This is a genomic window from Thermodesulfovibrio hydrogeniphilus (genome assembly GCF_054657355.1).
Window position 1 is genome coordinate 214,363 of sequence record NZ_BAAHYW010000001.1, and the last position, 25,495, is coordinate 239,857.

Annotated in this window: 29 protein-coding genes and 1 tRNA gene; 7 read left to right on the top strand and 23 right to left on the bottom strand. The window is 36.3% G+C overall.

Features of this window, described 5'->3' with window-relative positions:
• Window positions 1-5 precede the first annotated feature (5 nt).
• The 5 genes from ACYQ3P_RS01145 to ACYQ3P_RS01165 all read right to left on the bottom strand — a co-directional run bounded on the left by ACYQ3P_RS01145 (window position 6) and on the right by ACYQ3P_RS01165 (window position 4,500).
• Complete coding sequence (locus ACYQ3P_RS01145; protein WP_460176122.1) at window positions 6-836, bottom strand: universal stress protein; 831 nt, start codon at window positions 834-836, stop codon at window positions 6-8.
• 1 nt (window position 837) lies between these two features.
• A complete protein-coding gene (locus ACYQ3P_RS01150; protein WP_460176123.1) occupies window positions 838-1,584 on the bottom strand; it encodes a hypothetical protein in 747 nt (248 codons plus the stop codon).
• 1 nt (window position 1,585) lies between these two features.
• A complete protein-coding gene (locus ACYQ3P_RS01155; protein WP_460176124.1) occupies window positions 1,586-2,839 on the bottom strand; it encodes a sulfite exporter TauE/SafE family protein in 1,254 nt (417 codons plus the stop codon).
• Window positions 2,840-2,891: 52 nt separating this feature from the next.
• On the bottom strand, window positions 2,892-3,038 hold the full coding sequence (locus ACYQ3P_RS01160; RefSeq protein WP_460176125.1) for a hypothetical protein: 147 nt from the start codon (window positions 3,036-3,038) through the stop codon (window positions 2,892-2,894).
• Between the two features lie 169 nt (window positions 3,039-3,207).
• Window positions 3,208-4,500 (bottom strand): sigma-54 interaction domain-containing protein, encoded by a 1,293-nt coding sequence (locus ACYQ3P_RS01165; RefSeq protein ID WP_460176126.1) that lies wholly within the window; start codon window positions 4,498-4,500, stop codon window positions 3,208-3,210.
• A gap of 168 nt (window positions 4,501-4,668) precedes the next feature.
• Here ACYQ3P_RS01165 and ACYQ3P_RS01170 point away from each other — a divergent pair, with 168 nt between their 5' ends.
• Complete coding sequence (locus tag ACYQ3P_RS01170) at window positions 4,669-6,810, top strand: methyltransferase domain-containing protein (RefSeq protein ID WP_460176127.1); 2,142 nt, start codon at window positions 4,669-4,671, stop codon at window positions 6,808-6,810.
• 2 nt (window positions 6,811-6,812) lie between these two features.
• On the opposite strand, the gene ACYQ3P_RS01175 is transcribed toward ACYQ3P_RS01170, so the two are convergent.
• The 16 genes from ACYQ3P_RS01175 to ACYQ3P_RS01250 form a co-directional block, all read right to left on the bottom strand.
• A complete protein-coding gene (locus ACYQ3P_RS01175) occupies window positions 6,813-7,505 on the bottom strand; it encodes a SapC family protein (RefSeq protein ID WP_460176128.1) in 693 nt (230 codons plus the stop codon).
• A 1-nt stretch (window position 7,506) separates the two neighbouring features.
• Window positions 7,507-8,847 carry a glucose-6-phosphate isomerase gene (locus ACYQ3P_RS01180; protein WP_460176129.1) on the bottom strand — a complete coding sequence of 447 codons (1,341 nt, stop codon included), beginning with the start codon at window positions 8,845-8,847 and terminating at the stop codon, window positions 7,507-7,509.
• Window positions 8,841-8,993 (bottom strand): hypothetical protein, encoded by a 153-nt coding sequence (locus ACYQ3P_RS01185; RefSeq protein ID WP_460176130.1) that lies wholly within the window; start codon window positions 8,991-8,993, stop codon window positions 8,841-8,843. Before ACYQ3P_RS01185 ends, ACYQ3P_RS01180 begins: the two co-directional genes overlap by 7 nt.
• Window position 8,994: 1 nt before the next feature.
• Complete coding sequence (locus ACYQ3P_RS01190) at window positions 8,995-9,369, bottom strand: ATP synthase subunit I (protein ID WP_460176131.1); 375 nt, start codon at window positions 9,367-9,369, stop codon at window positions 8,995-8,997.
• Window positions 9,338-9,592, bottom strand: coding sequence for an AtpZ/AtpI family protein (locus ACYQ3P_RS01195; RefSeq protein ID WP_460176132.1), 255 nt, complete (start codon window positions 9,590-9,592; stop codon window positions 9,338-9,340). The genes ACYQ3P_RS01190 and ACYQ3P_RS01195 overlap by 32 nt, the downstream gene beginning before the upstream one ends.
• Complete coding sequence (locus tag ACYQ3P_RS01200) at window positions 9,589-10,113, bottom strand: TorD/DmsD family molecular chaperone (RefSeq protein ID WP_460176133.1); 525 nt, start codon at window positions 10,111-10,113, stop codon at window positions 9,589-9,591. The genes ACYQ3P_RS01195 and ACYQ3P_RS01200 overlap by 4 nt, the downstream gene beginning before the upstream one ends.
• Complete coding sequence (hemL, locus tag ACYQ3P_RS01205; RefSeq protein WP_460176134.1) at window positions 10,110-11,393, bottom strand: glutamate-1-semialdehyde 2,1-aminomutase; 1,284 nt, start codon at window positions 11,391-11,393, stop codon at window positions 10,110-10,112. Before hemL ends, ACYQ3P_RS01200 begins: the two co-directional genes overlap by 4 nt.
• Window positions 11,394-11,412: 19 nt before the next feature.
• Complete coding sequence (locus ACYQ3P_RS01210) at window positions 11,413-12,330, bottom strand: ABC transporter ATP-binding protein (RefSeq protein WP_460176135.1); 918 nt, start codon at window positions 12,328-12,330, stop codon at window positions 11,413-11,415.
• Between the two features lies 1 nt (window position 12,331).
• Complete coding sequence (locus ACYQ3P_RS01215; RefSeq protein WP_460176136.1) at window positions 12,332-12,610, bottom strand: HU family DNA-binding protein; 279 nt, start codon at window positions 12,608-12,610, stop codon at window positions 12,332-12,334.
• 11 nt (window positions 12,611-12,621) lie between these two features.
• On the bottom strand, window positions 12,622-13,479 hold the full coding sequence (gene sppA, locus ACYQ3P_RS01220) for a signal peptide peptidase SppA (RefSeq protein ID WP_460176137.1): 858 nt from the start codon (window positions 13,477-13,479) through the stop codon (window positions 12,622-12,624).
• The gene (locus ACYQ3P_RS01225) at window positions 13,476-15,074 is read right to left on the bottom strand and encodes a 30S ribosomal protein S1 (protein ID WP_460176138.1); all 1,599 of its coding nucleotides are present in this window, start codon (window positions 15,072-15,074) and stop codon (window positions 13,476-13,478) included. Before ACYQ3P_RS01225 ends, sppA begins: the two co-directional genes overlap by 4 nt.
• A 14-nt stretch (window positions 15,075-15,088) precedes the next feature.
• Window positions 15,089-15,934 (bottom strand): 4-hydroxy-3-methylbut-2-enyl diphosphate reductase, encoded by an 846-nt coding sequence (ispH, locus tag ACYQ3P_RS01230; RefSeq protein WP_460176139.1) that lies wholly within the window; start codon window positions 15,932-15,934, stop codon window positions 15,089-15,091.
• Between the two features lie 22 nt (window positions 15,935-15,956).
• Entirely contained in the window at window positions 15,957-16,625 is a 669-nt protein-coding gene (gene cmk / locus ACYQ3P_RS01235; protein WP_460176140.1) for a (d)CMP kinase, read from the bottom strand.
• Window positions 16,622-17,938, bottom strand: coding sequence for a 3-phosphoshikimate 1-carboxyvinyltransferase (gene aroA / locus ACYQ3P_RS01240; protein WP_460178028.1), 1,317 nt, complete (start codon window positions 17,936-17,938; stop codon window positions 16,622-16,624). The genes cmk and aroA overlap by 4 nt, the downstream gene beginning before the upstream one ends.
• Window positions 17,939-18,184: 246 nt before the next feature.
• Window positions 18,185-18,946: a sugar phosphate isomerase/epimerase family protein gene (locus ACYQ3P_RS01245; RefSeq protein ID WP_460176141.1), complete on the bottom strand. Its 762-nt coding sequence runs from the start codon at window positions 18,944-18,946 to the stop codon at window positions 18,185-18,187.
• Window positions 18,947-19,201, bottom strand: coding sequence for an FmdB family zinc ribbon protein (locus tag ACYQ3P_RS01250; protein WP_460176142.1), 255 nt, complete (start codon window positions 19,199-19,201; stop codon window positions 18,947-18,949). It abuts the gene before it with no gap.
• A gap of 99 nt (window positions 19,202-19,300) precedes the next feature.
• Between ACYQ3P_RS01250 and ACYQ3P_RS01255 the strand changes: the two genes are divergently transcribed.
• Together ACYQ3P_RS01255 and ACYQ3P_RS01260 are read left to right on the top strand one after the other, a co-directional pair.
• Window positions 19,301-20,293, top strand: a complete 993-nt coding sequence (locus tag ACYQ3P_RS01255) for a dTDP-glucose 4,6-dehydratase (RefSeq protein WP_460176143.1) — start codon at window positions 19,301-19,303, stop codon at window positions 20,291-20,293.
• Complete coding sequence (locus ACYQ3P_RS01260) at window positions 20,266-21,045, top strand: DUF72 domain-containing protein (RefSeq protein ID WP_460176144.1); 780 nt, start codon at window positions 20,266-20,268, stop codon at window positions 21,043-21,045. Before ACYQ3P_RS01255 ends, ACYQ3P_RS01260 begins: the two co-directional genes overlap by 28 nt.
• Here the strand turns inward: ACYQ3P_RS01260 and ACYQ3P_RS01265 are convergent.
• Window positions 20,991-21,755 (bottom strand): vitamin K epoxide reductase family protein, encoded by a 765-nt coding sequence (locus ACYQ3P_RS01265; RefSeq protein WP_460176145.1) that lies wholly within the window; start codon window positions 21,753-21,755, stop codon window positions 20,991-20,993. The genes ACYQ3P_RS01260 and ACYQ3P_RS01265 overlap by 55 nt on opposite strands.
• Window positions 21,756-21,868: 113 nt before the next feature.
• On the opposite strand from ACYQ3P_RS01265, the gene ACYQ3P_RS01270 reads away from it, so the two are divergent.
• Together ACYQ3P_RS01270 and ACYQ3P_RS01275 are read left to right on the top strand one after the other, a co-directional pair.
• Window positions 21,869-21,991 (top strand): hypothetical protein, encoded by a 123-nt coding sequence (locus ACYQ3P_RS01270; RefSeq protein WP_460176146.1) that lies wholly within the window; start codon window positions 21,869-21,871, stop codon window positions 21,989-21,991.
• Window positions 21,992-22,022: 31 nt separating this feature from the next.
• Window positions 22,023-22,685, top strand: coding sequence for a DUF1828 domain-containing protein (locus tag ACYQ3P_RS01275; protein WP_460176147.1), 663 nt, complete (start codon window positions 22,023-22,025; stop codon window positions 22,683-22,685).
• 257 nt (window positions 22,686-22,942) lie between these two features.
• Here ACYQ3P_RS01275 and ACYQ3P_RS01280 read toward each other — a convergent pair whose 3' ends face one another.
• Window positions 22,943-23,956 carry an IS110 family RNA-guided transposase gene (locus tag ACYQ3P_RS01280; RefSeq protein WP_460176148.1) on the bottom strand — a complete coding sequence of 338 codons (1,014 nt, stop codon included), beginning with the start codon at window positions 23,954-23,956 and terminating at the stop codon, window positions 22,943-22,945.
• Between the two features lie 617 nt (window positions 23,957-24,573).
• Here ACYQ3P_RS01280 and ACYQ3P_RS01285 point away from each other — a divergent pair.
• Window positions 24,574-24,647: transfer RNA gene (locus ACYQ3P_RS01285), tRNA-Arg, on the top strand.
• 27 nt (window positions 24,648-24,674) lie between these two features.
• Window positions 24,675-25,454 (top strand): S-methyl-5'-thioadenosine phosphorylase, encoded by a 780-nt coding sequence (gene mtnP, locus ACYQ3P_RS01290; RefSeq protein ID WP_460176149.1) that lies wholly within the window; start codon window positions 24,675-24,677, stop codon window positions 25,452-25,454.
• Window positions 25,455-25,495: the final 41 nt, after the last annotated feature.

Sequence of the window (25,495 nt, forward strand, 5' to 3'; positions counted from 1 at the left end):
ACTTATTACTTCTTTCTCACAACCATTACGGGTCTGGCTACTGTGCCTATAACTCTTTCCGTGACACTTCCCATGAAGAATTTTTCAATGCCTGTTTTACCGTATGTGCCCATAAATATAATTCCAACAGCATTTTTATTTGCTACATCTGCTATCTGCTCAAAGGGTTCTCCCCTTAAAACTAAAGTTTGAACTTTAACGCCTTCTCGCTCTGCTGCCTCTTTTACTGCTTTTATCGCTTCTTCGCAATAGGGAACATCTGTATCTCTCTTTGCAACAGATACAGCAATAAGCTCACTATTGAATCTTTTAGCTGTTCCTATTGCCTCGGCTGTAGCAACATTACTATAGACAGAGCCATCTGTTGCAACAAGAACCTTTTCAAAGTTTAGTGTGGCTCCAACAGGCATTACAAGAACCTTACAAGGTGCATTGCCGATTACCTTTTTGCCAACTGAGCCAAGCATAGCACTTTTTTTGCCAAGAATAATCAGGTCAACGCTGTTTTTAATCGCTTCATCAATAATATACTTATAAGGCTCAGGTCCTGTGTAACTAATTGTCTCGCATTTAACCCCTGATTTCTCTGCTACTGCCTTGACATCATCCAAAGCCTGTTTTGCTCTTTTTTCCATTACATCAATTACCTGTGGTAAAGTTTCTACAAACTCGGCAGCAAAAATTGGAACTTCTGCAACGCATATAGCATAAACAGTGCTTCCACATGGTTTTGCAAGCTCAACCGCAGCCTGAGCTGCAAATTTTGCTGCCTCTGAGCCATCAGTTGCAACGAGTATCTTATCTAATTTTGTTAATGGGCATGCACCAATTGCCATCTTAGACCTCCTTCTTTACTTTTGCTTTTTTTGTAGATAATCCTAATCCTTCAAACAGATAAAGGACTCCAAAGCCATACCAGATTGTGTATATTACATAAAATACAAGAAGTCCTGTTGCAATGCCTGCTTTTTCCGTAATTTTAACTGCAGGAATTCCATAGAAATTATATGCAGGCTCAATGGCTTTTGTAATGACATTCTTAACAAAATTTGCATCCTCAGCTTTTTTGTCAAGGGTCAGTCTCTTATTAACAAGGCTCAAGGCATTGTGCCACTGTCTGAACATCTGTTTCATCTTTTCATCATCTGTAACTTCATATTTCTTCTTTATGAAATCACCGTTGTTTTTATACATCTGATCAGAATCCTCAAGGGCTGCAAGCATTACTGCTCCAAAGTCTCCTGTTATGTGGACTTTTGAACCATCAACTTCCGCCTTAGCTCCATTAATTGTGAATATCTTTGCAATTCTCTCAGCTCTTTTCTCAGCATCACCCGGCTTATCATTAGGTTTTTTAGCATCTATGACAACATCAAGAGCTTTTCCCTTAAATTTTTCAGCATCTTTAATTAGCTTAGGAATCTGATAGGCTGAACCCTTTGCCAATTTGTTGAATAAGTCATCCGAATATTCAAGGCCGTTCATTCCCTGTCCATATATTGGAGCGAAAATGAGTATTAACACTCCAGCAAAGCTTGCCAATAATATCAATCCCCATGTTAGATGTTTTTTATCAGCTGCCATATTATCCCTCCTCCCTAAAGGATTTTAAGTTTTTAAAGAAACTACCTAATACCCATACACCAAATCCTCCGACCGCTACCCAGAATACAACATTTCCAATAAGCATTATGATATCGCATGCTTCCTTTGAAATAGACCAAAGCTCAAGGCTTCTTAATTTATCAGGAACAACACTTGCTCTGTTTGCAAATCCAGCTAAAATTGTAAGAACCCAGAATCCTCTTATTACCATTCCAGGAACTACCTTTGTTGTAAGAGCACCAATCTGAATTCCAATAAGAGAGCCAAGAAGAAGACCCATTGCCAAAGTATAGAAAACATATCCGTAAATAGCATACTGAGTTATTGAAGAATAACCAGCTGTAAAGATAATTTGCAATATATCAGTTCCAACTGTTGTTGGTGTGGAAACTCCAAGAACATAGACAAAAAGTGGGAATGTTACAAATCCGCCACCAACTCCCATAACTGCTGCAAGAAGTCCAACCAAGAAACCGCACATAGCAACAAAAAGCCATGATATTCTTCTTCCACCAAAGTCTTCATCAAAATTAATCATAGGTGGGATGTTAATTTTTTGAATGCTAATTGCAAGTTTGGTTGTTGTTAAAGGTCCTCCACCGTGGGCATCAACATGTCCTCCACCTTTAGCAGCTTTTTTAAGCTTTATAAAATCTCTAAGCCCATAAAAACCTAAAAATCCAAGAATTACAGCATAGATTATACTGATGAAAGCCTCACTCAATACAGGGTCTGTGTTATAAATTGTTCTCTGAATGTAACCACCTGTGGTTGCACCCAATACAGAACCAATAACAAAGGCAACTGCAAGTCCAACGCAAACATTACCAAGTTTTTTGTGAATAACTGTTCCCATTATTGCCTTTGCAAAGATGTGAAACTGGTCTGTTCCTACTGCCAGAATTCCTTTAACTCCTGCTGCCATTAAAGCTGGTGCGATGATAAAGCCTCCGCCTGCACCGATACATCCTGTTATAAGACCTGCTGCCAGACCAACCGCAATTGAAGCAATAAAAACTGTTGTTGTGTAATGGGATGGTGCATAGGCTGACTTACCACCCAAGAAATCAGCAGCTCCTAAAAAAGATACAAGCAGAATTGGAGAGATGAGAGCAATCAGAATTAAAAGCCTCTTTTTGTTCTTCAGAATGTTGTCTGACATCTTCTTTTCCCACTGGGCTTGATATATTGCCCCAGCCATCATAAGTTCGTATAGTTTCCTAAATTTACTCATTCCACAGCCTCCTCCTTTAAATTTTTTGTTTTCTTTAATAAAAACTATAACATCAAACAAAGCATTTTAATCCCTTTCTACTCCCACCTCCTTTCTTTTTGGTTTTTTCATACTTCTTACTAAGCTTGTCAAATTCCTTTGGTTTTGAGAATGTTATGGAGACAAGCAAATCCTTCATTTTTTTCAACACTTTTTTCATTAAAAATAAAATATGCAATAGGCGTGCCAGAGATAGTGTTTAATAAAAATAAGGCGTTAAGACTAAAATTTAGCAGAAGATGCAACAAATTATTGCATTTTATTCTATTTTTGAAAAATTTTTCTGAAAAAATGGCAAAGTGAATGCAACAAAATGTTTCACCTTAAAATTATGTGGCAATCTTGAATTGTTTCAGTTTACGCTGAAGTTGTTGCCTGTGAATACCTAAAAGCTCTGCAGCCTTTGAAATATTACCTCTGCTTTTTTGCAGTGCTGACCAGATAAGCTCCTTTTCAAAATTATCTACAACCTCCCTCAAGCTTCCCTGCGGTACTCTTCTTGTATGTTGAGTTTTTAGCAAATAGGCTGGTAAATCTTTCACTGTTATTTCTGCAGAATTGGTAAAAGCAATAGCTCTCTCTATTATGTTTTCAAGTTCACGGACATTACCGGGAAAAGAATAATTCATCAAAACATCAAGAGCTTCATCTGTGATGCCCCGAACTGTTATGTCTTTTCTTTTAATTGAGTGTTTTTTAATAAAGAAATCAACAAGAGACGGAATATCTTCCTTTCTGCTTCTAAGTGGTGGTAATTCAATGTTAATTACATTAAGTCTGTAGAATAGGTCTTCTCTGAAAGTTCCCTCTTTGCATGCCTTTGGAAGGTCTTTATTTGTTGCTGCAATAAATCTTACATCAACCTTTATTGGTTGATTTCCGCCTATTCTTATAAACTCTCCCTCCTGTATGACCCTGAGAATCTTTGTCTGAAAAAGAGCTGAAACATCGCCTATTTCATCAAAGAATAATGTGCCATTGTCTGCCCATTCAATAAGCCCTTTTTTTGTATAATTTGCACCTGTGAAAGCACCCTTTTCAAATCCGAAAAGCTCTGATTCAAGCAATGTATCTGGAATAGCTGAGCAGTTTATAACAATAAAGGAATTATCCTTTCTTTCACTTAAATTATGAATTGCTCTCGCAACAAGTTCCTTACCAGTGCCTGACTCCCCTGTAATTAAAACATTGCTGTCAGTCAATGCTGCCTTTCTGATACCGCAGTAAACATCTTCCATTATTCTGCTTATTCCAATTAAACCCGGTATTTCAACCTTTGGTTTATCTTTGAAATTTTCAAATATCTCTCTTACAGCTTCCTCTTTAAGAGGTTTTTGAAGAAAGTCTGTTGCACCAAGCTTCATTGATTTAACTGCTTTAGTTATATCATGGCTACCAAAAGTGATGATTGGCATGTACTGTTTTAACTCAAAAAGTCTTTTTTCCCAACCATCTGAGTCAATATCAAGAAAAGCTATATCATAACCAGATAAATTAGAGGAAAGGGAGGACTTTGTATGAGAGGACTTTTTAAGAGTAATCCCTATAGAGTTGAAAATTTCGTAAATCTTTTTTGCCTCATTAGAGATAACTAAAACACTGAATGACCTTAAAAATCCCATTGCAGTTAAAATAGAATTTTTTAAACATAATTGTCAATACCCATTGACACCCCTGAAAAAGTCATAGACATTTAGCTTTACCTTCAGCCCACAGTGATTTTTTGCTGAAATACCATTAAAGTTGTGTTAAAATAGTCATAAAATTTAGTTAATCCATCGGAGGCAAAAATGATTGTTGCAAAGGCAAAGAGTAATTTGAATTTTGATTTCAATGGCTACCATTTTAAGCTTAAACCCGGGGATAAACTTCTCTTTGCAAATGATGTTTTCGGACTTTTACCTGAAAAAATAAAAGCTCAGTTTGAACAAGCAATGAGTGTTCTGCCGCCTTTTTACAACGGAGAAGATTTAAATGGTAAAACACTTCTTATCATAGCTCAGGCAGCAATCGGTGATGCCCTTTGCATGACTCCTGCATTGAGGGAGATTAAAAGAAGATATCCTGATATGAGCCTTCATGTGACCATATCAGGTAGAGCCCGTAAAGTCCTTGAAAAGCTTCCCTATATTGATAAACTTCTTCCCATACCTGTAGAATTCAAGGAAGTGTCAAAGGCTGACTACATTGTAAAAGTTGTTGAAATGGTTAATACTCCCCAGTTTGACAATTTAAACATGGTTGAATATTTTCTCTGGAAGTTCCATCTTTACAATGCAGAAAAAGAAACACCGGATATTGTTGTTGATGAGGATGTATTAAAAGAGATGAAGGAGAAATTTGACAAAATCAGAGAGGCATCTGGTGGTAAAAAAGTTCTGCTTTTTCATTATCTTGCATCATCCATCCACAGAACCCTGCCACCTAAGTTGCTAAAGAAAATTGAAGATTTAATATGGGATAAATATGTTCCTATAATATGCTCTTTGCCTGACGAGGATATTACAGTTGAGACAGCCCTTGATGTTTACGGAATAAAGGCAGCAAATTTTTCGGTTTTTATGAAAGATTTGAGATATTTAATTGCATCAGTTGCACTTTCAGATGCAGTAATAACTGCTGACACCGCAACACTGCACATTTCAGCTGGACTTGGAAAGCCTACTGTTGCTGTATTTGGTCCTATTGATGCAGCACTCAGATGCTCAACATATCAAACTGTAATAGGAGTTGCACCAAATTACAGGGGACAGACATGTGTAAGCCCATGTAAAAGGCATTTTACCGACAGTCCATGCATTGAAGCTCAGCTTAAAGCACAGTTTTACAGCCCTTGCATTGAAAGCATTCCTGCTGAGGTTATTTATCATGCCTTGATTGATGCTGAAAGACTTTTGGAGAGCGATTATCCAAAGCCTGAAAAATGCATACTATGTGAATTTTCTGGTCATATTCCACTTTTTGAAGTTATAAACGGATTTAGAATTTTTGAATGTTCCTCCTGCGGACTTCAGTTTACATATCCAATGAAAGTTGCAGATTATGAGAAAATTTACAAGGGAGATTTTGAAGACTTGCTTAGCATTACTGATTTAGCTTACAAATCATTTCAAGATGTAAAAGGAGAAAAAGAGGAAATTGAAAAATGGAAAAGAGTTCCAAGATTCACTGTACTCATACCAATTCTTAAACTTCTTCCAAGAGGTAGGCATCTCGATGTTGGAGCTGCCACTGGTTTTTTCATGTTGATTATGAGAAATTTAGGATACGAGACCTATGGAATGGAAGCATCAGAAAGTGCTGTGAAAATCGGACAGGAGAAATTTAACTTAAATATTGCTCATGCTGTCACATTCCAGGAACTACCCGATTACATGAAAAAACCTTATAATATTATCACTGCTTTTGAAGTGCTAGAACATGTTCATGAACCACTTAATTTTCTTCAGGAAATATTTAATCTTCTTGAAGAAGGTGGAATCCTTCTTTTAAGTTGTCCACCTTTTTATAAATTTGAAAACATTTCTCATGGATACAGAAAGTTTAAATGGTGGTTTAATGACTATCCACCCCATCATGTAACCCGATGGAAGCTGTGGACTCTATACTATGCTTTAAAAAAAGTAGGATTCTCTGAAATTCATCTTTTTACAGAGCCTCTTATTCCCGGAACAGTTCTTGAGGGGGTTAATCCTCCAGCAGTTGACCTTAAAATGCCTGATGGTAAAGTGTTTACGATTGATGCAAATGCAAGCAGAGCAATAGTTCTTGAAACGCTGAAGCCCCTTTATCTTAACTCTCCATATCTCGGTAACTTTCAGTATGCATTAGCTGTGAAGGGAAGTTTGGGAGTCGATATTGAAAGTATGATAAAAAGAGCAATTAGAATGTCAGCTGTTGAGATAATATGGAGTAGAGGTGATGTAAGATAAAACTATCCTATTGCATAAAAATCAAAAAGCTGAAAGTTTCGTAGGCTTAGATAATGCGAGAGAAGAACTAGCAAATAACCCTTATTGTTTATACTCCATAGTTTTTCTGGAGATATTCTGTTGAATCTTTCAATATCAAGAACAAGCATGTTCTTTATGGATGCCTTTCCGCATTTAAGGTCAATTGACAAGTTCATTGGTTTTAGCAAATTTTCAGCCACTAATTCATTGCAAAATCCAATTGCGTCATTTAAATCCCTTGCCAGCTCCGTTATTTTATTTCTCTGAGAAATAAAAAACTCTGTATCCTCGCCATCATTAAAAAGCCTTTCGCCATTTTCATCGTGGCAAGATTTATCTATTATCACGACATAATCATCTCCTTCTTTAATAAGACCAAACGGATAAAGCTCAACAAGTTTGGGAATGAAATCTATCTTCCATGAGCCATCGTCTCTTACAAATACATTTCTACCACCTGCTCCCAATACTGCAAAGGGAAATACAGTGTTTTCTGAAATACCAAAGAACACAGGGCAATACATTGATGCAATCATAAGTTCACTGTATACAACAGGAACAATCTCTACATCTTCCATAAATGCGTAATTCTCAGGCTTTTTTATTTTAATATCCGCATGTGTTTCCTTGTCTAAAATTTCAGGCTCTCTGAATGCCTTGAATAAAGCCTTCATTTTATCCCTCCATTTTCAGTGAACTGGTTATCTTTTCTTGTTTAAGATATTGTTTAACCTGTTCTCCTTCTGTTTCAAATCCTCTCTTGCCCATAGCTCCGTAGGTAAGCCTTTTTCCAAGCTCTACTCCGGGCTGGTTAAACGGATTTATGCCATAAAGCATGCCAGCCATTGCAGTTGTTACCTGAAGAAACTGAAAGAGCTGTCCTATGATGTATGGCTCAATTTTAGACAGCATGATTTTCATGTTAGGCTTTCTGTTCATCCATAAAGCCATCTCAGTTGCAATCTGTTCAGTGTTTATAAGCTCCTCAAGGGTGTGTCCACCTAAAAATCTCAATCCCTCAATATCGTGAAACTCCTCTGGAATCTCCTCTTGATAACCATGCCTTTCAACTGATAAGAATAAAATAACTTTATCCTCAGGACCTTCCATCCAAAGCTGAAGCTGTGAGTGCTGGTCTGTAGTTCCCAAAGACGGATAAGGAGTTGTTCCCTTGCCTTCTTTGCCTAAACTTTCAGCCCAAAGCTGACAGAACCATTCAGAAAGAGTTTTTAGCCTGTCTGAGTAAGGCATAAATACGATTATCTTTTTTCCTTTTAATGTATCCATCAAATAAAGAGCAGATGCCATGCAAGCCATTGGATTTTGATTTAAGTTTTCATTAAAAGCATTACTTGATACATCCCTTGCTCCCTCAAGTAATGCTTCACTTTTTATACCTATTGCCTCAGCAAGAAGGAGACCCACAGGAGAAAGCACAGAGTATCTTCCGACAACATTTTTCGGAATGGTTAATGCTGGAATTTCATACTCTTCAGCAAGCCTGCGAAGATTTCCCTTTTCAGGATCAGTGGTAAAAACGAAATGTTTACTTACATCAAGCTTTTTGTCCCTTATCATTCTCCAGAAGATTAAAAACGATGCAAGGGTCTCAGATGTGCTTCCTGATTTGGAAATCACATTGATAAGAGTTCTTTTTAAATCTATGGTTTCAAGGATATTACGAAAAGTTGCAGGGTCAACATTGTCATATATAAAAATCTTTGGTGACTTTTTCAGATTATGCATGGGACTAAGGGATTCAAGGATAACTCTCGGACCCAATGCACTTCCGCCTATTCCAAGAAGAACAAAATACTCATAATCCCTTGCCCTTTTCCCAATCTCCTTAAGCTCTGTTAAGTCCTGTTCAGGTAATTTGAGAAATTCAAGTTCCTTGTAATTGCTTGATGAAATGAGAGAGACTGCTTTTTTTGCATGGGATTCAAGCTGCTCAATGAAAATTCCGCTATTTCCTATTCCCTCCACTAAAACATTTGAAAAGTCAAGTTTTACCACCTTTGCCTCCTTTTTTTAGAAAAATAGGCAACTAAAAAAATGATAAACACTGATAGGATTACAATCATAGCAAGAACCTTAGTGAGCTTGAATGCCATAATAATAAGAAGGGCAAGGGCTAAGAGAAGATAAAGCTGCCAACCCATATTAAGACTCTTCTATCTTTTGCCTTTTAACATAAAGATAAGCCTCTTTTGTGGAGAGAATCAGAATAGCGATAAATCCTATAAGTAGCCCTTTGATGTCAAACCATCCCTTTATTGCCATAATCCACAGGAAAATAAAAATAAATCCTAACTTTATGTAACTCAGTCCAATAACCTTTAACTGGAAAAAGGGTTTCCCAAAAAATTTTTTAACAGCCCATGCAAGTTCCCTTACACTCAGCCAGCTTATAAATCCACCTAAAACTACATTAAAAGCCACGATTTCTTTTTGCCATATAAAGTAGCTACCAATAGCCAATAATGGCACTAAAATAAGTGTTTGCCTATTGATTCTCTTGATTACTTCCTTGTCCATCTTCCCTGTTCACCTTCCTTATAAATCTAAAAATTTCCTTTATTCCAGCGGCAAAGCCTGCCATCAGAAAAATTATTGAAAAAATTGGAAAAGTATTGATTAGTTTATCAAGAAAATATCCAAGTATAACACCTACGACAACACAAAGAACAAAATTAATACCTAAGGCTGATGCCTCAAGCATTATTTTAAATATGGATTTTTTTGTTTTATCCTCGCTCACCCTTCTACTCCACACTCTGATAATACAAACTCTTTAAGAAAAGATGCAACTTCTTTGTAAAAATCTGTCTGGGCTTTTTCATAAAGGGTCTCACAAAACATAGGAATCCAGTCACAAAGCCTTTTTAAAAACTCTATCTGCAAGTCTTGAAGATTTTGCTCAATCAGATAACTCATAAAAATAAGCTCCATAGAAACATGGTCTGGAGCTAAGTCAAACTCCTCATCAATTGCTACTCCTGCTGTCCAGTAAAAATGCTGAACATCATTAAGGCTTAAATCAATAGGTATGTCTGCATATTTCTGACTTCTGTAAAATTCCTCATAGTTTGGCACCTGCCCCTCGGTAAAAAGATTAACATAGTCATCGCATATCTCTTCGTAAGTATCATTTATAGTAATGCCTGTTAGGGTCTGAAAATCCTCTATCATTTCAATATCAGGAACATCCATAAAAAGGTATCCAAAAAATCTATATATTTCAGCCCGTTCTTCTTGCTCTAAGGGATCTAAAAAATTCATAGCTCTTTAAGTGTGTTATATGCTGCATCTATAGTTTTTTCTATATCCCTTTTTGTATGGCTAAGAGATATAAAGCCTGCTTCAAACTGTGATGGAGCTAAGTAAACTCCTCTGTTTAGCATTCCCCAGAAGAATTTTTTGAACTTTTCAATGTCAGAAGTCTTTGCTGTGCGGGCATCAACAACTTCAACATCTGTAAAATATGTGCAGAACATGGTTCCTGCCCTATAGAATTTAACTTTTGCTCCTGCCCTTTTTGCTGCATCCTTAAGCCCTTCTTCAAGGGCGGTCATCTTCTCTTCAAGCTTTTTGTAAGTGGAGGGCTTAGATAATATTTTCAAAGTCTCTATTCCTGCGGTCATTGCCAATGGATTTCCTGAAAGAGTGCCTGCCTGATAAACTCCTCCATCAGGTGCAACCATCTGCATAATTTCTCTCTTTCCACCGTATGCTCCAACAGGAAGCCCTCCTCCAATCACTTTTCCAAGACAGGTAAGGTCTGGTTTTATTCCATAATACTGTTGAGCTCCACCAAAGGAAACCCTAAATCCTGTCATCACTTCATCAAAGATTAGAACAATCCCGTGCTTTTCTGTCTCCTGTCTCAGGGTTTTTAAAAATTCTTCCTTTGGAAGAATGCATCCCATGTTTCCCACAATAGGTTCTAATATTACGCATGCAATATCCTGCCAATGTTCTTTGATAGTGTTTTTGAATGCTTCGGTATCATTAAAGGGAAGCACTATGGTCTCAGAGGCATAGGAAGATGGAACACCTAAACTGTCGGGAATTCCAAATGTTGCACCACCTGAGCCAGCAGCAACAAGAAGTCCATCCACATGTCCGTGATAACATCCTTCAAACTTTATAACCTTTGAGCGTTTTATAAATCCCCTTGCAACCCTTATAGCAGACATGGTCGCCTCTGTGCCTGAGTTTACCATTCGGATTTTTTCAATTGAGGGAAAAGCTTTCATCACTAATTCCGCAAGTTTGATTTCAAGCTCAGTTGGAGCTCCATAGCTTGTTCCTTTTTCAACAGCTTTTTTCAAAGCTTTGACAACTGAGGGATAGGAATGTCCAAGAATTAGCGGACCCCATGAGAGAACATAATCTATGTATTCATTTCCATCCACATCGTAAATTTTAGAACCCTTAGCTTTTGATATGAAAAGAGGATTTCCACCAACTGCTTTGAATGCCCTCACAGGACTGTTTACTCCACCGGGCATTAATTTTATAGCCTTGCTGTAAAGTTTCTTTGACTTCTTTGTTTTCATTTTCTCCTCCTCTTTAATGCTAATTAAAACATCTCACCCAGTGTCCGGGCTGTTTTTCAATAAGGGCTGGGACATTTGTCAAACAATGGTCTTTTTTCATGCTACATCTTGGATGAAAAACACATCCCGATGGTAAAGTTTTTAAACTTGGAACATTTCCGGGAATGCCTGAGAATTTTTTACCTTCAGATGGAATACATTCCAACAAAGCTTTCGTATAAGGATGAAGGGGGTTTTTGTAAATTTCCTCTACCCAGCCCTTTTCCATAATTCTTCCTGCGTACATTACCATTACTGAATCTGCGTATTCACCAAGTATATTTATATCGTGGGTTATTAGGATAAGTGATTTTCTCTCTGTTTTCACAAGATAATGCAACAAATCCAATATCTCTTCCTGAACTGTAACATCCAAAGCAGTTGAAGGTTCATCTGCTAATATAAGGTCAGGTCCACAGGCAACTGCCATTGCAATCATTACTCTCTGCCTCATTCCTCCAGAAAGCTGATGGGGATAGCTTTCAAAAACATGGGATATCTTAAACTTTTCAAAAAGTTCCCTCGCAATTTCCAATGCCTTTTTTTTGGGCATATGGAAATGATGTATAAGAAGCTCTGCAACTTGAAATCCAGCCTTTAAAACAGGATTTAGGGAAACCATCGGATCCTGAAAAATCAGTGAAATATGCCTTCCCCTTATTTTTCTCAATTCTTCAGAATTGAGATTAAACAAATTTTTATCTTGAAAAAACACCTCTCCTTTGGCTGTAAAAAAATCTGGCAAAAGATTGATTATAGACAAGGCAGTTAAACTTTTACCGCTTCCACTTTCGCCAACAATTGAAAATATTTCACCCTTGTCAACTTGAAAATTTATATCTTCAATAAAAAGTAAATCTTTAAAAAAAATGCAAAGTTTTTTAACCGATAAGGTCACTTTACTTATTTAATGCTTCTTTTAGTTCTTTGCTCATTTTGAAATGGATTGCCCTTTGAGGAGGCACTTCAATCTTTTCGCCTGTTTTTGGATTTCTTGCAATCCTTGCGTCCCTTTCTTTCACTTTAAAGTTGCCAAATCCTCTTAATTCTATCTTTTCTCCCCTTGAAAGGGCTTCTTTCATTCCATCAAATATCATGTCTATTATTAATGCAACCTGTTTTTTTGTTAGAATATCAACCTTTTGAGAAACAGTTTCTACAAGTTCTGATTTTTTCATGGTTACCTCCGTTAATTTTCAATTTGTGGTTTATAAAGGAAGTATAAATTCACACTGGGCAAAATCCTTCTAATCAGGGATTCGGTATCTCCCTTTAAAAATTCCTTGATAATTGTCGTCTTTTTTGTTACCACCTCCGGCTCTCCTTTTATTTTTGCAAGCTGAGCAGCAACTTTAACCGCGTAATCAAGGTCTCCAATTTCATCCACAAGTCCTATTTCTTTAGCTTTAATGCCTGTAAAAACCCTACCATCCGCTATTGCCCTAACTTTTTCAATTGGCATTTTTCTTCCCTCTGAAACAGCATTGATAAACTGGCTGTGTACATCGTCAATGAGTTTCTGAAGTACTTCCCTTTCATCCTTCTGAAGTTGTTTAAATGGAGATGTTATATCTTTGTATTTTCCGCTTTTTATAATTTCTGCCTGTATTCCTAATTTATCAAGCAATCCCTTTACATTCGGTAATTCAATCAAAACACCGATAGAGCCTGTCAATGTGCCCGGATTTGCAATAATCTTTGTTGCAGGGCAAGAAATATAATAACCTCCAGAAGCAGCAACAGAACCCATTGAGACAACCACCGGTTTTACTTTAACTGTCCGTTTTATCTCTTCATAAATCTCCTGAGATGGAACAACCGCACCCCCGGGACTTTCCACTCTCAGGATTATTGCTCTGATTGATGGATTTTTTCTGTAATCCTTTAATTCTTCAACAATGTTCCTTGAATCAACAATAACGCCCTTGACATTAACAAGAGCTATTTTTCCTGAAGAAAGACTGGTTTCCATAATAGCAGCAAGGAAACTAATAAACAGGAAAGAGCCTAATATTATCAGAAAAATTTTTAATTTTTTGCTTCTCATTCTCCCTCAGCCTTTTTCATGCTAAGTCCTATTTTTCTTTTTTCAGGATCAACTTTAACAACTAAAACCTTTATTTCATCGCCTTCATTTACTGTTTTGTCTTTATCTATCTCAGATTTATAAACAAGTCCTTCAACAATTCCTTCTAAATCAACAAAGATTCCGTGTTCTGTCCTTTTAATTACTTTACCAGTATAAATCTCACCAACTTTAAATCTCTCAGGAATTTCTCTTATCCATGGGTCTTCTGTCAGTTGCTTGATGCCTAAAGAGAGTTTTTCTTTATCTGGGTCCAAATTTAAAATTACTGTCTCAACCTTCTGTCCTTTTTTGAAAAACTGTGATGGATGGTCCACATGTTTTGCCCAAGAAATGTCAGATATGTGCACAAGTCCATCTACTCCCTCAGGAAGTCTTATAAAGACGCCAAAGTCTGTAATTGTTTTTACTTTTCCTATGATCCTGTCCCCTACTTTGTATTTTTTGCCTACTATTTCCCATGGTCTTGGCTTTAGCTGTTTGAGGCTCAATGCTATTTTTTTGTTTTCCTTGTCAATATCAAGGATTTTAACATTTATCCATTCGTCAACCTCAGTGTAGTGAGTGGGATGTTTGGGCTCTGTCCAGTCAAGCTCGCTTAAATGAACAAGTCCTTCAACCCCTTCCTCAAGTTCAACAAATATTCCATAATCCTCAATTCTTGTTACCTTAGCCCTTACTTTCATTCCAGGTTTATATTTTTGGTCAATGTTCTCCCAAGGGTCAGGTTTTCTTTGCTTGTATCCAAGTGTTATCTTTTCATTTTCCAAATCCGCCTTCAACACGACAAATTCATATTCCTTTCCAACTTCAAAAAACTTTGAAGGATGCTTTACCTTTCCCCAAGAGATGTCTGAAATATGAAGGAATCCGTCCACGCCTCCGATGTCAACAAAAACACCGAAATCTGTAATATTTTTAACCTTACCTCTTATCTTTTCCCCTTCTTTAACTTTCTCAGCAAGCTCTTTCTTTATCCTTTCCTTTTCTTCTGTAAGAATAGCTTTTCTGGAAAGAACAAGAGTCGTTTTTAAATTCTTCCAAGGTCCGTAAAGATTTCTTGGAGGCTCAATCTTTTCTATTTTGACCTTAAATGTTTTACCAACATATCCATCAAGATTTTTAGGTTTTGAAAGCTCAAGTAATGAAGCAGGGATAAACCCCTTTATTCCATAAAAAGATGCCAACAAACCGCCCTTTGTTTTAGAAGTAACAGTAACTTCTACAGGCAGTCCCTTTTCATAGCTCTCCATAAGCGTTTCCCAAGCTCTAATCTTCAGTGCTCTGTCACGGGAGAGAAATATAGCTCCTTGAGCATCATCTATTTTTTCAATGTAAACATCAATCTCATCGCCTTCCTTTAGAGTTTCAAGCTCAGTTTTTGAAAAATCGCTCAAAGGAATAATGCCTTCAAATTTATAACCCACATCCACAATAATTCCATCATCCCTTACACTAATAACTTTTCCCTTTACTATCTCGCCCCTTTCTACATGAGGAATAGAACTCTCATATAGGCTTTCCATTTCTTGTTGTTCGCTCAACTGATTCTGCATGGCACTCGTCCTCCTTAATTTATAAGCATTTTAATTTTATCAATTACTTCGTCAATTATCCATTGTGGTGTTGATGCACCTGCAGTTACTCCTATTTTTTTTACATCTTTTAACCAATTTTTGTCTATTTCTTTTGCTTCTTCAATATGATAAGTTTTAACCCCTATCTTTTTACAAAGATTTGCAAGCTGAGTTGTATTTGCACTGTTTCTGCCACCTATCACAATCATTACATCAACCTGATTTGCCACCTTTTCTGTGGATTCAAGTCTTTTTGAGGTAAAGTTGCAAAGAGTATTGAATATTCTTATCTCTTCAAACTCATCAAGGGAGTTAATTATTTTATTGAGAATTTCCTTTACCTTTGATAAAGGTTGGGTTGTCTGCTGAATTATGCCAATTTTTTTATTTAAATTGGGAATTTCATCAGAACTTACAACAACAGCCTTTTCTCCTGCGTAGCTGACAATTCCCTTTACTTCAGGATGTTCGCTGTCTCCTATTATTAAAACCTGATACCCCTCTTGCGAAAGCTTTTCTGCGATATTTTGCGCTCTTTTTACAAAAGGACAAGTGGCATCAATAATTTCATAGTTTTTGCTTTTTAATTCTTTAAGTTTATCCTTTGGTATGCCGTGTGCCCTAATAATAAGCGTATTAATGTTTTCTTGAGCTGACACATCCTCAATAGGGTTAATTCCCATTTCTTTTAGTCTTTCAATGACCTGTGGATTATGAATGATAGGACCTAAAGTAAAAACGCCATTCTTATGTTTCTTTGCAATGTCAAAGGCGATATCAATTGCCCTTTTTACTCCAAAGCAAAAACCAGCACCTTCTACGAGGATAATTTCATGCATATGTTTTTGATAATACAAGATATTAAGCAGATTCTGCAACTTTTTTGAGAATCAGCGAAATAACTTCCTGAATTGAAAGCTTTGATGTATCAATATAAATTGCATCTTTGGCTCTCATCAATGGAGCTATGTCTCGGGTTGAATCTCTTCTATCCCTTTCAATGACATCTTCAAGAGCCTGCTCAAAGGTTATCGGCTTGGAAAGTTGAATCAGTTGCTCATATCTTCTTTTTGCCCTTACCTCTGGAGAAGCATCCAGATAAAACTTCTTCCAAGCATCAGGGAATACAACTGTTGTCATGTCTCTTCCTTCCGCAACTGTGTCATATTTCATAGCAAAGCTTCTCTGTATTGGAAGCAAAAATTTTCTTATTACGGGTTTTGCAGACAACTGGGATGTAACAGCACCTATATCTGGCGATCTTATTAAATCTGAGACATCTTCACCACAGAGGAAAATTTTTCCATTTTCATAGTAAATTGCGATGCTATTAAGCTCTCTTTCTAATTTTTCATCCTTCATATTAGAAAAATCTTTAATATTAGGAAATTTTTTGAAAAAATGGAGAGCAACTGTCCGATACAAAGCTCCTGTATCAAGATAGTAAAATCCCAAAATCTTTGCAACTTCTCTTGAAATAGTGCTCTTTCCAGCACCTGAAGGTCCGTCAATTGCAATGACTCTTTTCATCTTTGAAGCCTCTCAAGCAATTCATAAAATTCAGGGAAAGATATGTCAACGCAGTCAGTATCTTTTATAATGGTTGTTCCTTCTGCAAAAAGCCCTGCCATGCTCAATGCCATTGCAATCCTGTGGTCCTTGTAAGAATAGACCTCAGCACCCTTGAGTTTGCACGGTCCATTTATCTCAACTCCGTCTTCAAACTCTTTTATATCCACTCCCATTTTGCTTAGCTCAGTTACCATTGCCTTTATTCTATCAGATTCCTTTGCCCTAAGTTCTTTTGCATCTCTTATAATTGTTGTGCCATGTGCCTGCGATGCAACAACGCATAAAACAGGAAACTCATCTATTAGTCTTGGAATTAAATCTCCCTCAACAACAGTGCCTTTTAGCCCTTTTGAGCTCTTTATAAAAATATCTCCAACTGGCTCTCCAGCCTGCTGTCTTTGATTTAATATCTCTATACTCGCTCCCATCTGGAGCAAGACATCCATAAAACCTGTTCTTGTTTCATTTAGGCAAATGTTTTTTATAAGAACCTCAGAGTTATCTAAAATAACTGCTCCTGCAATGAAAAATGCCGCAGATGAAAAATCTCCGGGAACAGTTAGATCAAAGGGCTGAAGTTCATTTTGCGGAGGTAGTATTTTCACTAAAGGTCTTTTAAACCCATCCCTCATACTCCATCCACTATCCAAAGAAACGCCCATGCTTTTGAGCATTCTTTCTGAGTGGTCTCTGCTTTTGTGAGGCTCGATAACTACTGTCTCGCCCTCTGCATAGAGACCTGCCAGCAAAATACAGCTTTTTACCTGAGCACTTGCAATAGGCATTTCGTATTCTATTCTCTTTAATGAACCGCCTTTTATAACAATAGGTGGAAGACTGTTATCTGCTCTGCCCAAGATATTGGCTCCCATTATGGAAAGGGGCTTTATAATTCGCTTCATAGGTCTTTGCCTTAGAGATTCATCGCCTGTGAGAATGCTTAAAAATGGCTGCCCTGATAGAATACCACTTAAAAGTCTGATTGTTGTGCCAGAATTTCCACAGTCTATAACATTCTCTGGTTCTTTTAAAGACTTTAAACCTTTGCCATTTACAATAATCTCCTTTGAGGAATTTATTTCGATCTCAACTCCTAACGACTGCATTGAATTAAGCGTGCTTATTGGATCCTTTGCCCATAGAAAATTTTTTATCTTTGAACTTCCCTTTGCAATTGAGGCAAACATAACAGCCCTGTGCGATATGGATTTATCTGGCGGAGGCGTTATTTCTCCTTTTAAACATTTTGCCCTATTTATTATCCTTTCCATCATGCTCTCCTTTTCAACCAGATTTATATCCTAAAAATGGCTATAAAAAACTAAAAATTACTAAAACTTTTGAAAAATAAACATTTTTTACTGTCATTGCGAGCACTCTGAGTGCTGAGAAGCAATCTCATCTTCATTTTCTCATAAAGCCATATTATGGATTGCTTCGCCCCTAATTGCAAAGCTATCGCCCGCAAAAGGGGGGCTCGCAGTGACGCATGTCTATCTCTATTTATGAGTATATGACTACTTTTTGAAATATTCATTTAGCTTTTCTATACTCCTAAAAACTTCAACAGCGCTGTGTGCTTCTATTGTATAAACATAATTTTCATTGCTTATTAGATTAAACAATGTTTTAAAGTCAAAGCTACCGCTTCCTATTGAAAGATGTTCATCAGCACTGCCATTGTTGTCATGAAGATGGAACTCAATTATAAATTTTTTAAGCTCCTCTATCCAGAATTTAAGTCCGCTCTTTGAGAATAAATTAAAATGCCCAGTGTCAAAGCAAATTCCAAAATATGGAGAGGATACTTTTTCCATGAGAAGTTTTAGATTTTCTGGGTCTTCTTCAAAAATATTCTCAATGGCAATCTTAATTTTTAATTTTTCAGCTCTTGGAAGAATTTTTTCCCATGTAATTAAACTATTTTCAAGCCAAATGTTTACTTTGAAAGCATAATTCCATTTGTTGTAGCCTGAATGAAATACTATGGTTTTAAGATTAAAATTCTCTGCAATATCAAGCACTTGATTATATCTTTCAATGGTAACTTCTCTTATTTTTGAGTCAACAGTACCGGGTGATAAATCCATAAAAGGTCCATGAAAAGACAAGGAAGGCTCATAATTTAGAGCCTTCCTAAGCCTTAGAATATCATTCTCATTAATTTCATCAAGGCTTTTGGCGTCAAAATAAATTTCAAGATTTAATTTTTCCCGCTGGATTATTTCAGCATATTCGTAAAACTTGTTATATGGAACATGAATATGGGGTTTAAGCATTTAAGAATTTACCTTTTGTTGAGCTTTTGAGTTTTCATTGGACTTTTTCCCATTACTTCCATTATTTGAATGATTTTTACGGGCATAATCAGTGACATACCAACCGCTACCTTTAAGGATAAAAGATGATTGAGAAATGAGTTTCTTCAACTCACCTCCACATATTGCACACTTTTTTAATGGCTCATCACTGAATTTCTGCATAACCTCATGAATCTTGTGGCAATTCATGCACTCATACTCATAAATCGGCATCGCAACCACCTCCTGCTGAAATATTTTATAAAAATATTTTAAAACATCCTTTTTTATTTTTGGTATAATAATTCATAAAGTCCCAAGGAGGTCTTTATTATGAATGTTCTTGTAACAGGTGGCGCTGGCTTTATAGGAAGTGATTTTGTAAGATTAGCAGCAAGAAAAGGCTGGAAAGTCACTGTTGTTGATAAACTCACCTACGCAGGAGACCTTGATAGACTTAAACCTATTTATGACAGATTAGATTTTTACAATGTTGACATACTTGACAAAGAAGAAATGAGAAAAATTTTTGCAAAAAAGAGACCCGAAGCTGTTTTACATTTTGCCTCAGAAACAAACATAGACAGGTCTGTAATAGAGCCGAGTGTATTTATGGAAACCAACATAATAGGCACTATTTATTTACTTGAACTTTCAATGGAGTTTGAGATAAAAAAGTTTATTAATATAGCCTCATACGAGGAATATGGAGAAATAAAGGAAGGAGAAAGGGATGAAGATTGTCCTCTTCATCCTCGTTCCCCATATGCTGTAAGTAAAACTTCCGCGGATATGTTAGGACAAGTCTATTGGAGAGCCTTACAACTTCCTGTGATAACTCTCAGACTTTGCAGCATTTACGGGCCATGGCAAAATCCTGAGAGACTTATTCCAATGACGGTTTTAAAAGCTTTAAGAAATGAGCCAATTCCAATTTATGGTACAGGAGACATTATTCGTGAATGGCTATATCTTTGCGATTGCATAAGAGCTATTTTTGCAGTCTTAGAAAAGGGAAAGCCTGGCGAAGTTTTTAATGTCGGAAGCGGTGAGAGATTTCAAATAATTGACATTGTAAAACAGATACTGAAACTACTTGATAAACCTGAGTCCTTAATCAAATTTGTTCCTGATAGACCGGGACATGAAAAAAGATTCGCAATATGTAGCGAAAAAATAAAAAATAAGTTAGGCTGGTCACCTACAACTAAATTTGAATCAGGACTAAAATCCACAGTTGAATGGAATTTGAATAATAGGACGTGGTTGTTTAAAAAGCTATTCTATTATGAAGATTTATGGAGCAAGCTTTACAAAGAACATTAAATGTCTATGTTGGAACTTCGGGTTGGCAGTATGGTCATTGGAAAAATATTTTTTATCCTGAAAATTTAAAATATTCAGAATGGCTTTCGTTTTACAGTAAACATTTCTCAACATTAGAAGTTAATGTTACTTTTTATAGAAATGTAAAACCTTCAACATTTCAGAAATGGTATAGTGAAGTTCCTGAGCATTTTCTTTTCTCTGTCAAGATGTCAAGACAAATAACTCACTTCAAAAAGCTCAAAGTAGAACAAAATACTATTGACAGCTTTATTGAAAACGTTTCCATACTGAAAGATAAACTTGGCGTAATTCTTATCCAGCTTCCTCCTTCCCTGAAATTTGATGAAATGTTATTAAACGATTTTATTTCAATGCTTGATAAAAATTACAAATATGCAATTGAAGTGAGGAATAAAACTTTTATTGATGATAAATTTTTTGATATTTTGAAAAGCGAAAAAGTTGCTTTCTGTATTGCGGATTCAGCAGGTAGATATCCTTATTATGAAGCAATAACTTCTGATTTTGTTTACATAAGACTACATGGCTCTAAAAAACTTTATGCATCTGAGTACACAAAAGAGGAATTGATTGAATGGGCTGAAAAAATAAAAAATTGGAATATGCCTACATTTGTTTATTTTGACAATGACTATATGGGTTTTGCTGTTAAGAATGCTTTACAGCTGAAAAATTATTTACATTCTTCTGAGGAAGAAAAAATAGGGCATACTCCTTCTGCTTGCTGAATTTTTACAGCATTTGCAAAAAGATACTGCTTAATACTGTCAGCACCTACTATAAATTTCTTTTCAGTTCCTTGATTGCAGTACAGCACGGGAACTGAATTGATTTTTAGAGATTTTAAAATTCCGCTTACTTCCTTTACATCTACAGCATGAACAGGTATTGACATCTGGGTGCAGAGCTGTATTACTTCTTTACAATGGGGACAGTCTTTGGAATACAAAAGCACATATTGCGCTGATGGCATTTCATTTATTTGAGGATTTACAAAGTAAGTAATAAAAAATACAGAGACAAAACTTAAAAAGGCAAATGCCAGCTCACGCCTGCCTTGAATAAGTCTTAGTACAGCTGAAATAAACAAAATTGTAAAGATTGTCAAACAAAAAACACAGAATTCTTTGATGATGAAACTCTGAAAACCTAAGAGATAACCCTCGGTGGCTAAAGAAATTATTAATAAAGCAGAATGAATGTAAGGAAATTTTTGTTTTATAGAAAGATAAAATAAAACGCTAAAAAGTAAAATTCCTATCAAAAGCAGGACGATGTCACCACCTCTTACAAAGCTTTCAACAATTCTACATCCTTCGGTTTTACACAAACTTTTGTTGTAAAAATGAAGAATAAGTTCAGTCAGCGAAAAAAGTAAACCAAGTAAATATAAAAAGCTTGAAACATACGAGAGTTTAGAGCTGAGCTGAATTTTCATACTTTTATAATATAACCCAAAATTGACATTTTCTCCAACTTCCCAAAAATAGCGATAGACACTTGTCACTGCGAGCCCCTCGATGGGGCGAAGCAGTCTCTAATAAGGCTTTATTGAAAAATAAAGTAGAGATTGCTTCGCATCCTTCGGATGCTCGCAATGACAGCAAAAAATACTTAATTTTCAAATGGTTATACCAATTTTTGGATTTCTATCTCTATTTTTGGCAACTTTAAAAAATTTTTTCAATCGTGTTATAATTTTCACATGAATCAAATTACAAAATCTATTTCCTTACCAAAAGTAGGTTTAGCTCGTATAACTTTTTACAGAGACAAGCGAAGAACAACTAAAGATAAATCTGTATTTTCACTTCCCTTTGATGTTCAGTTAAATGAAAAAACAGCTACTGGAGAAATAATTTACAGCCTTGTATTTCGTTCATGTCGCATACTTTGGAGTGAGCACCCTGGAGATGCTGCAATTGCCGAGAAAACTGAAGATTTTATTAAAGAATTTCTTTTTGGAACTTTATTGTCAGTAACTGAACCCATAGAACCTGAGGAAGCTCAAAAAATCAAGGAAAGTTTGAATGAATTTTTCAGTTCTATAATTAAATATTCAATAACAGATGAAGGTACATGCATAATTAAAGCACCTATTGTTTCAAAAGAATCAAAACAGATTCAAATTATATTGAGAAAAAAGGACACTGGAGAATACTTTCTCTCAGACGATGGAATCATATTAAGAAGTTTTAGACCCCACGAGAGGGGACAGAGGGAGAAAGTTGCTTTGACTGCTAAAAAACTTGGAATAGAAATTACAGAAGAAGAACTTTTTCTGTATTCACCGCCTGATAAAATTGCAGAAAATTTATATAAATTTATTCAAATTCTCTCCGCAGTTTATATCTTTTACCTTTCATAAGAATCATTTAAGGCATTTCAAAAAACAGATAGAAATCTAAAAATTGCTATAACCATGTGAAAATTAAGTATTTTTATCGTTATCGCAAGCCCTGCTGTTTTATATTTCCGTCATCACAAGGCTTGCGAAGCAAGTCGAAGTGATCACTTTTTGGGAAGAGAAAAAGGCGAGATTGCTTCGTCGCTATCGCTCCTCGCAATGACGGCGAAGGGAAATCTTCGCAATGACGAGAAGGAAAATCCTCGCAATGTTCCGTGTTAATTTGTCAAGTATTTTTTTCCATTCATTGCAATTTCTTCATTGTATGGTATCCCACTTTTTAAAACTCCATATACCTGCCTTATTAGTTTATGGGCTACTGCTATCAATGCCTGCATCTTGCTCTTGCCCCTTTGTATCATCCTCTCATACAATGCTTTGCATGCCTTATTATATCTCATCGCTAACATCGCTGCCATATACAATATCTTCCTTATATATGCACTCCCCTTCTTCTGTATCCTCCCCTTTTTCTTTACACTCTTGCCCGATTCATATACTCTCGGGCTTATCCCTATATAACTGCCTACTGCCTTTACTCTGTCAAAATTTTCAAAACATCCAAGCATTGATACTGCTATGCATGCTGTCCTCTTGCCAACTCCAGGCACACTATCCGCTAACTTTATCTGTTTCTCATAACTGGCTACCGCCAATTCTTCCAATTCCTTCTCCATCTTCTGTATTGTTTCCTCTGCATTTTTTATGAGCTCGTTAAAATTTTCTATTACTGTATCTACCATTATCGGTTCATATCTTAATGCTTCTCTTTGATTCTTTAAACAATTAAGATGTTTCTGAATCTTCGCAAGGCAAGTTAATAGTATCTTAATCTTCCGCTGGGGTTCATCCATTGGCTTAAATAATCTTATCTCTTCGCAAATCTCCACACTCTCAGCTATCACTGCAGAGTCTATTTTGTCTGTCTTCGCTCTATTAAACTTTGCATCCGCAAGTTTCTTTGTCTGCAGCGGATTCAAAATTGCTACCTTATACCCTTGCTCATATAAGGCATGGACTAATTTTAAATGATAAACTCCTGTATGTTCCATAACAACCAGTATATCCTCTTTACAGCAGTCAGGTAGCTCCTTTTTCAAAGCCTTATGCAACTGCTCTGCATGATTCTTTAGATTGAAAGAAGCTCTTTTACCTTTACCTCTTTCCCTAATTGTTACTGCTATGGTATCCTTTGCCACATCTACTCCAACTATGAACTTCTCTTTTGTCATTTCTCTTCCTCCATTTGATTTTTTTGTTTTTCTTCCCTTATCCTATCATCGTGGGAACTCATTCAGGCTGTCTGAGCCTAATGTTCCGTTCAGGCTTAAGGGAAGGGAGAAGGTGGTGGACAACATTGCGAACGGTCTTTAAGACCTATGACAAATCGTCCTTGCCCACCTTCTTTCTTCCTTTTATTTTAACTTATCCCTGTTTAGTGTCCATATATTTATCATACGATGACAAGGGGGAGGGCATTGCGAGGCTCGGTATAGCAGGTATTGACAAGACAAAGGTTGGTAGCCTCACCGATATTTTTTTGTATTTTCAAGGCAGACCGATTCCATATTTTCAGTCATTGCGAGCCTCAATGATTATTTTTTCTGTCATTGCGAGCCTGCCGACAGGCAGGCGACGCAATCTCGTAAAAAGAAAGTATAGCCTCAGAAATAAAATCTCTCGCAAAGCCCATATATCTAAAATATGATGACGAAAAAAGAAAAATCCTCGCAATAATAGTAAAAAATGTTTATTTTTCAAGTTGTAATGATTTTTAGATTTCTATCGCCATTTTTGGGACAAACTGAGGTTTCATATAAATAAGCAAAGCTATGGTATAATATTTTTAGCGCCCATAGCTCAGTAGGATAGAGCGGCGGACTACGAATCCGTAGGTCGGGGGTTCAAATCCTCCTGGGCGCATTCTAAATAATCGCAAGAGAATAAAAGGTGAAAATAGGTATAATAGGCGGTAGCGGTCTTAGTGATACTGAAATATCAAATGAAAAAATTTCAATTCAAACTCCCTACGGAGAACCATCCTGTCCTTATGAAGTAGAAGATATTGGTTTTACAAAAACTCTATTTCTAAAAAGGCATGGATTAAACCACAGCATCCCTCCCCATAAAGTAAATTACAGGGCAAATATTTACGGCTTTAAGCAGTTGGGAATTGAGAGAATTATAGGAATTTTTGCTGTTGGCTCACTAAATGAAAATATCCCACCCGGAAGTATTGTATTGCCTGATCAGATAATAGATTTTATTCAGGGTATGAGAAAAAATACTTTTTATGAGGAAGGAAAAGTTGTTCATATAGATTTTACTGAGCCTTTTTGCCACGAGATGAGAGAATGTTTCATAAAAACCGCTGAAAACTTAGATATTCCAATTATTTCTAATGGCACTTACATCTGTGTAAATGGTCCAAGACTTGAGACAGCAGCAGAGATTAAATTTTACAAAAGTATAGGAGCAGATATAGTTGGAATGACACTTATGCCTGAAGCTTCATTGGCAAGGGAGGTTGAGATTTGCTATACCGCAGTTGCTGTGGTGGCAAATTACGCAGCGGGAATATCAAAGAAGCCTCTCACTGTAAAAGAAGTAGTGGAATCTATGAAAGCTTCTTTGGATGTTATCAAAAAGATAGTAAAAGAAACAATAAAAAATTTACCACAAGAAAGAGCTTGCGCGTGTAAAGATGCTCTTAAGAACGCTTCTTTTTAGCATATTACTCTTAGCGTTTACTTCAAATATCCTCTATGCCC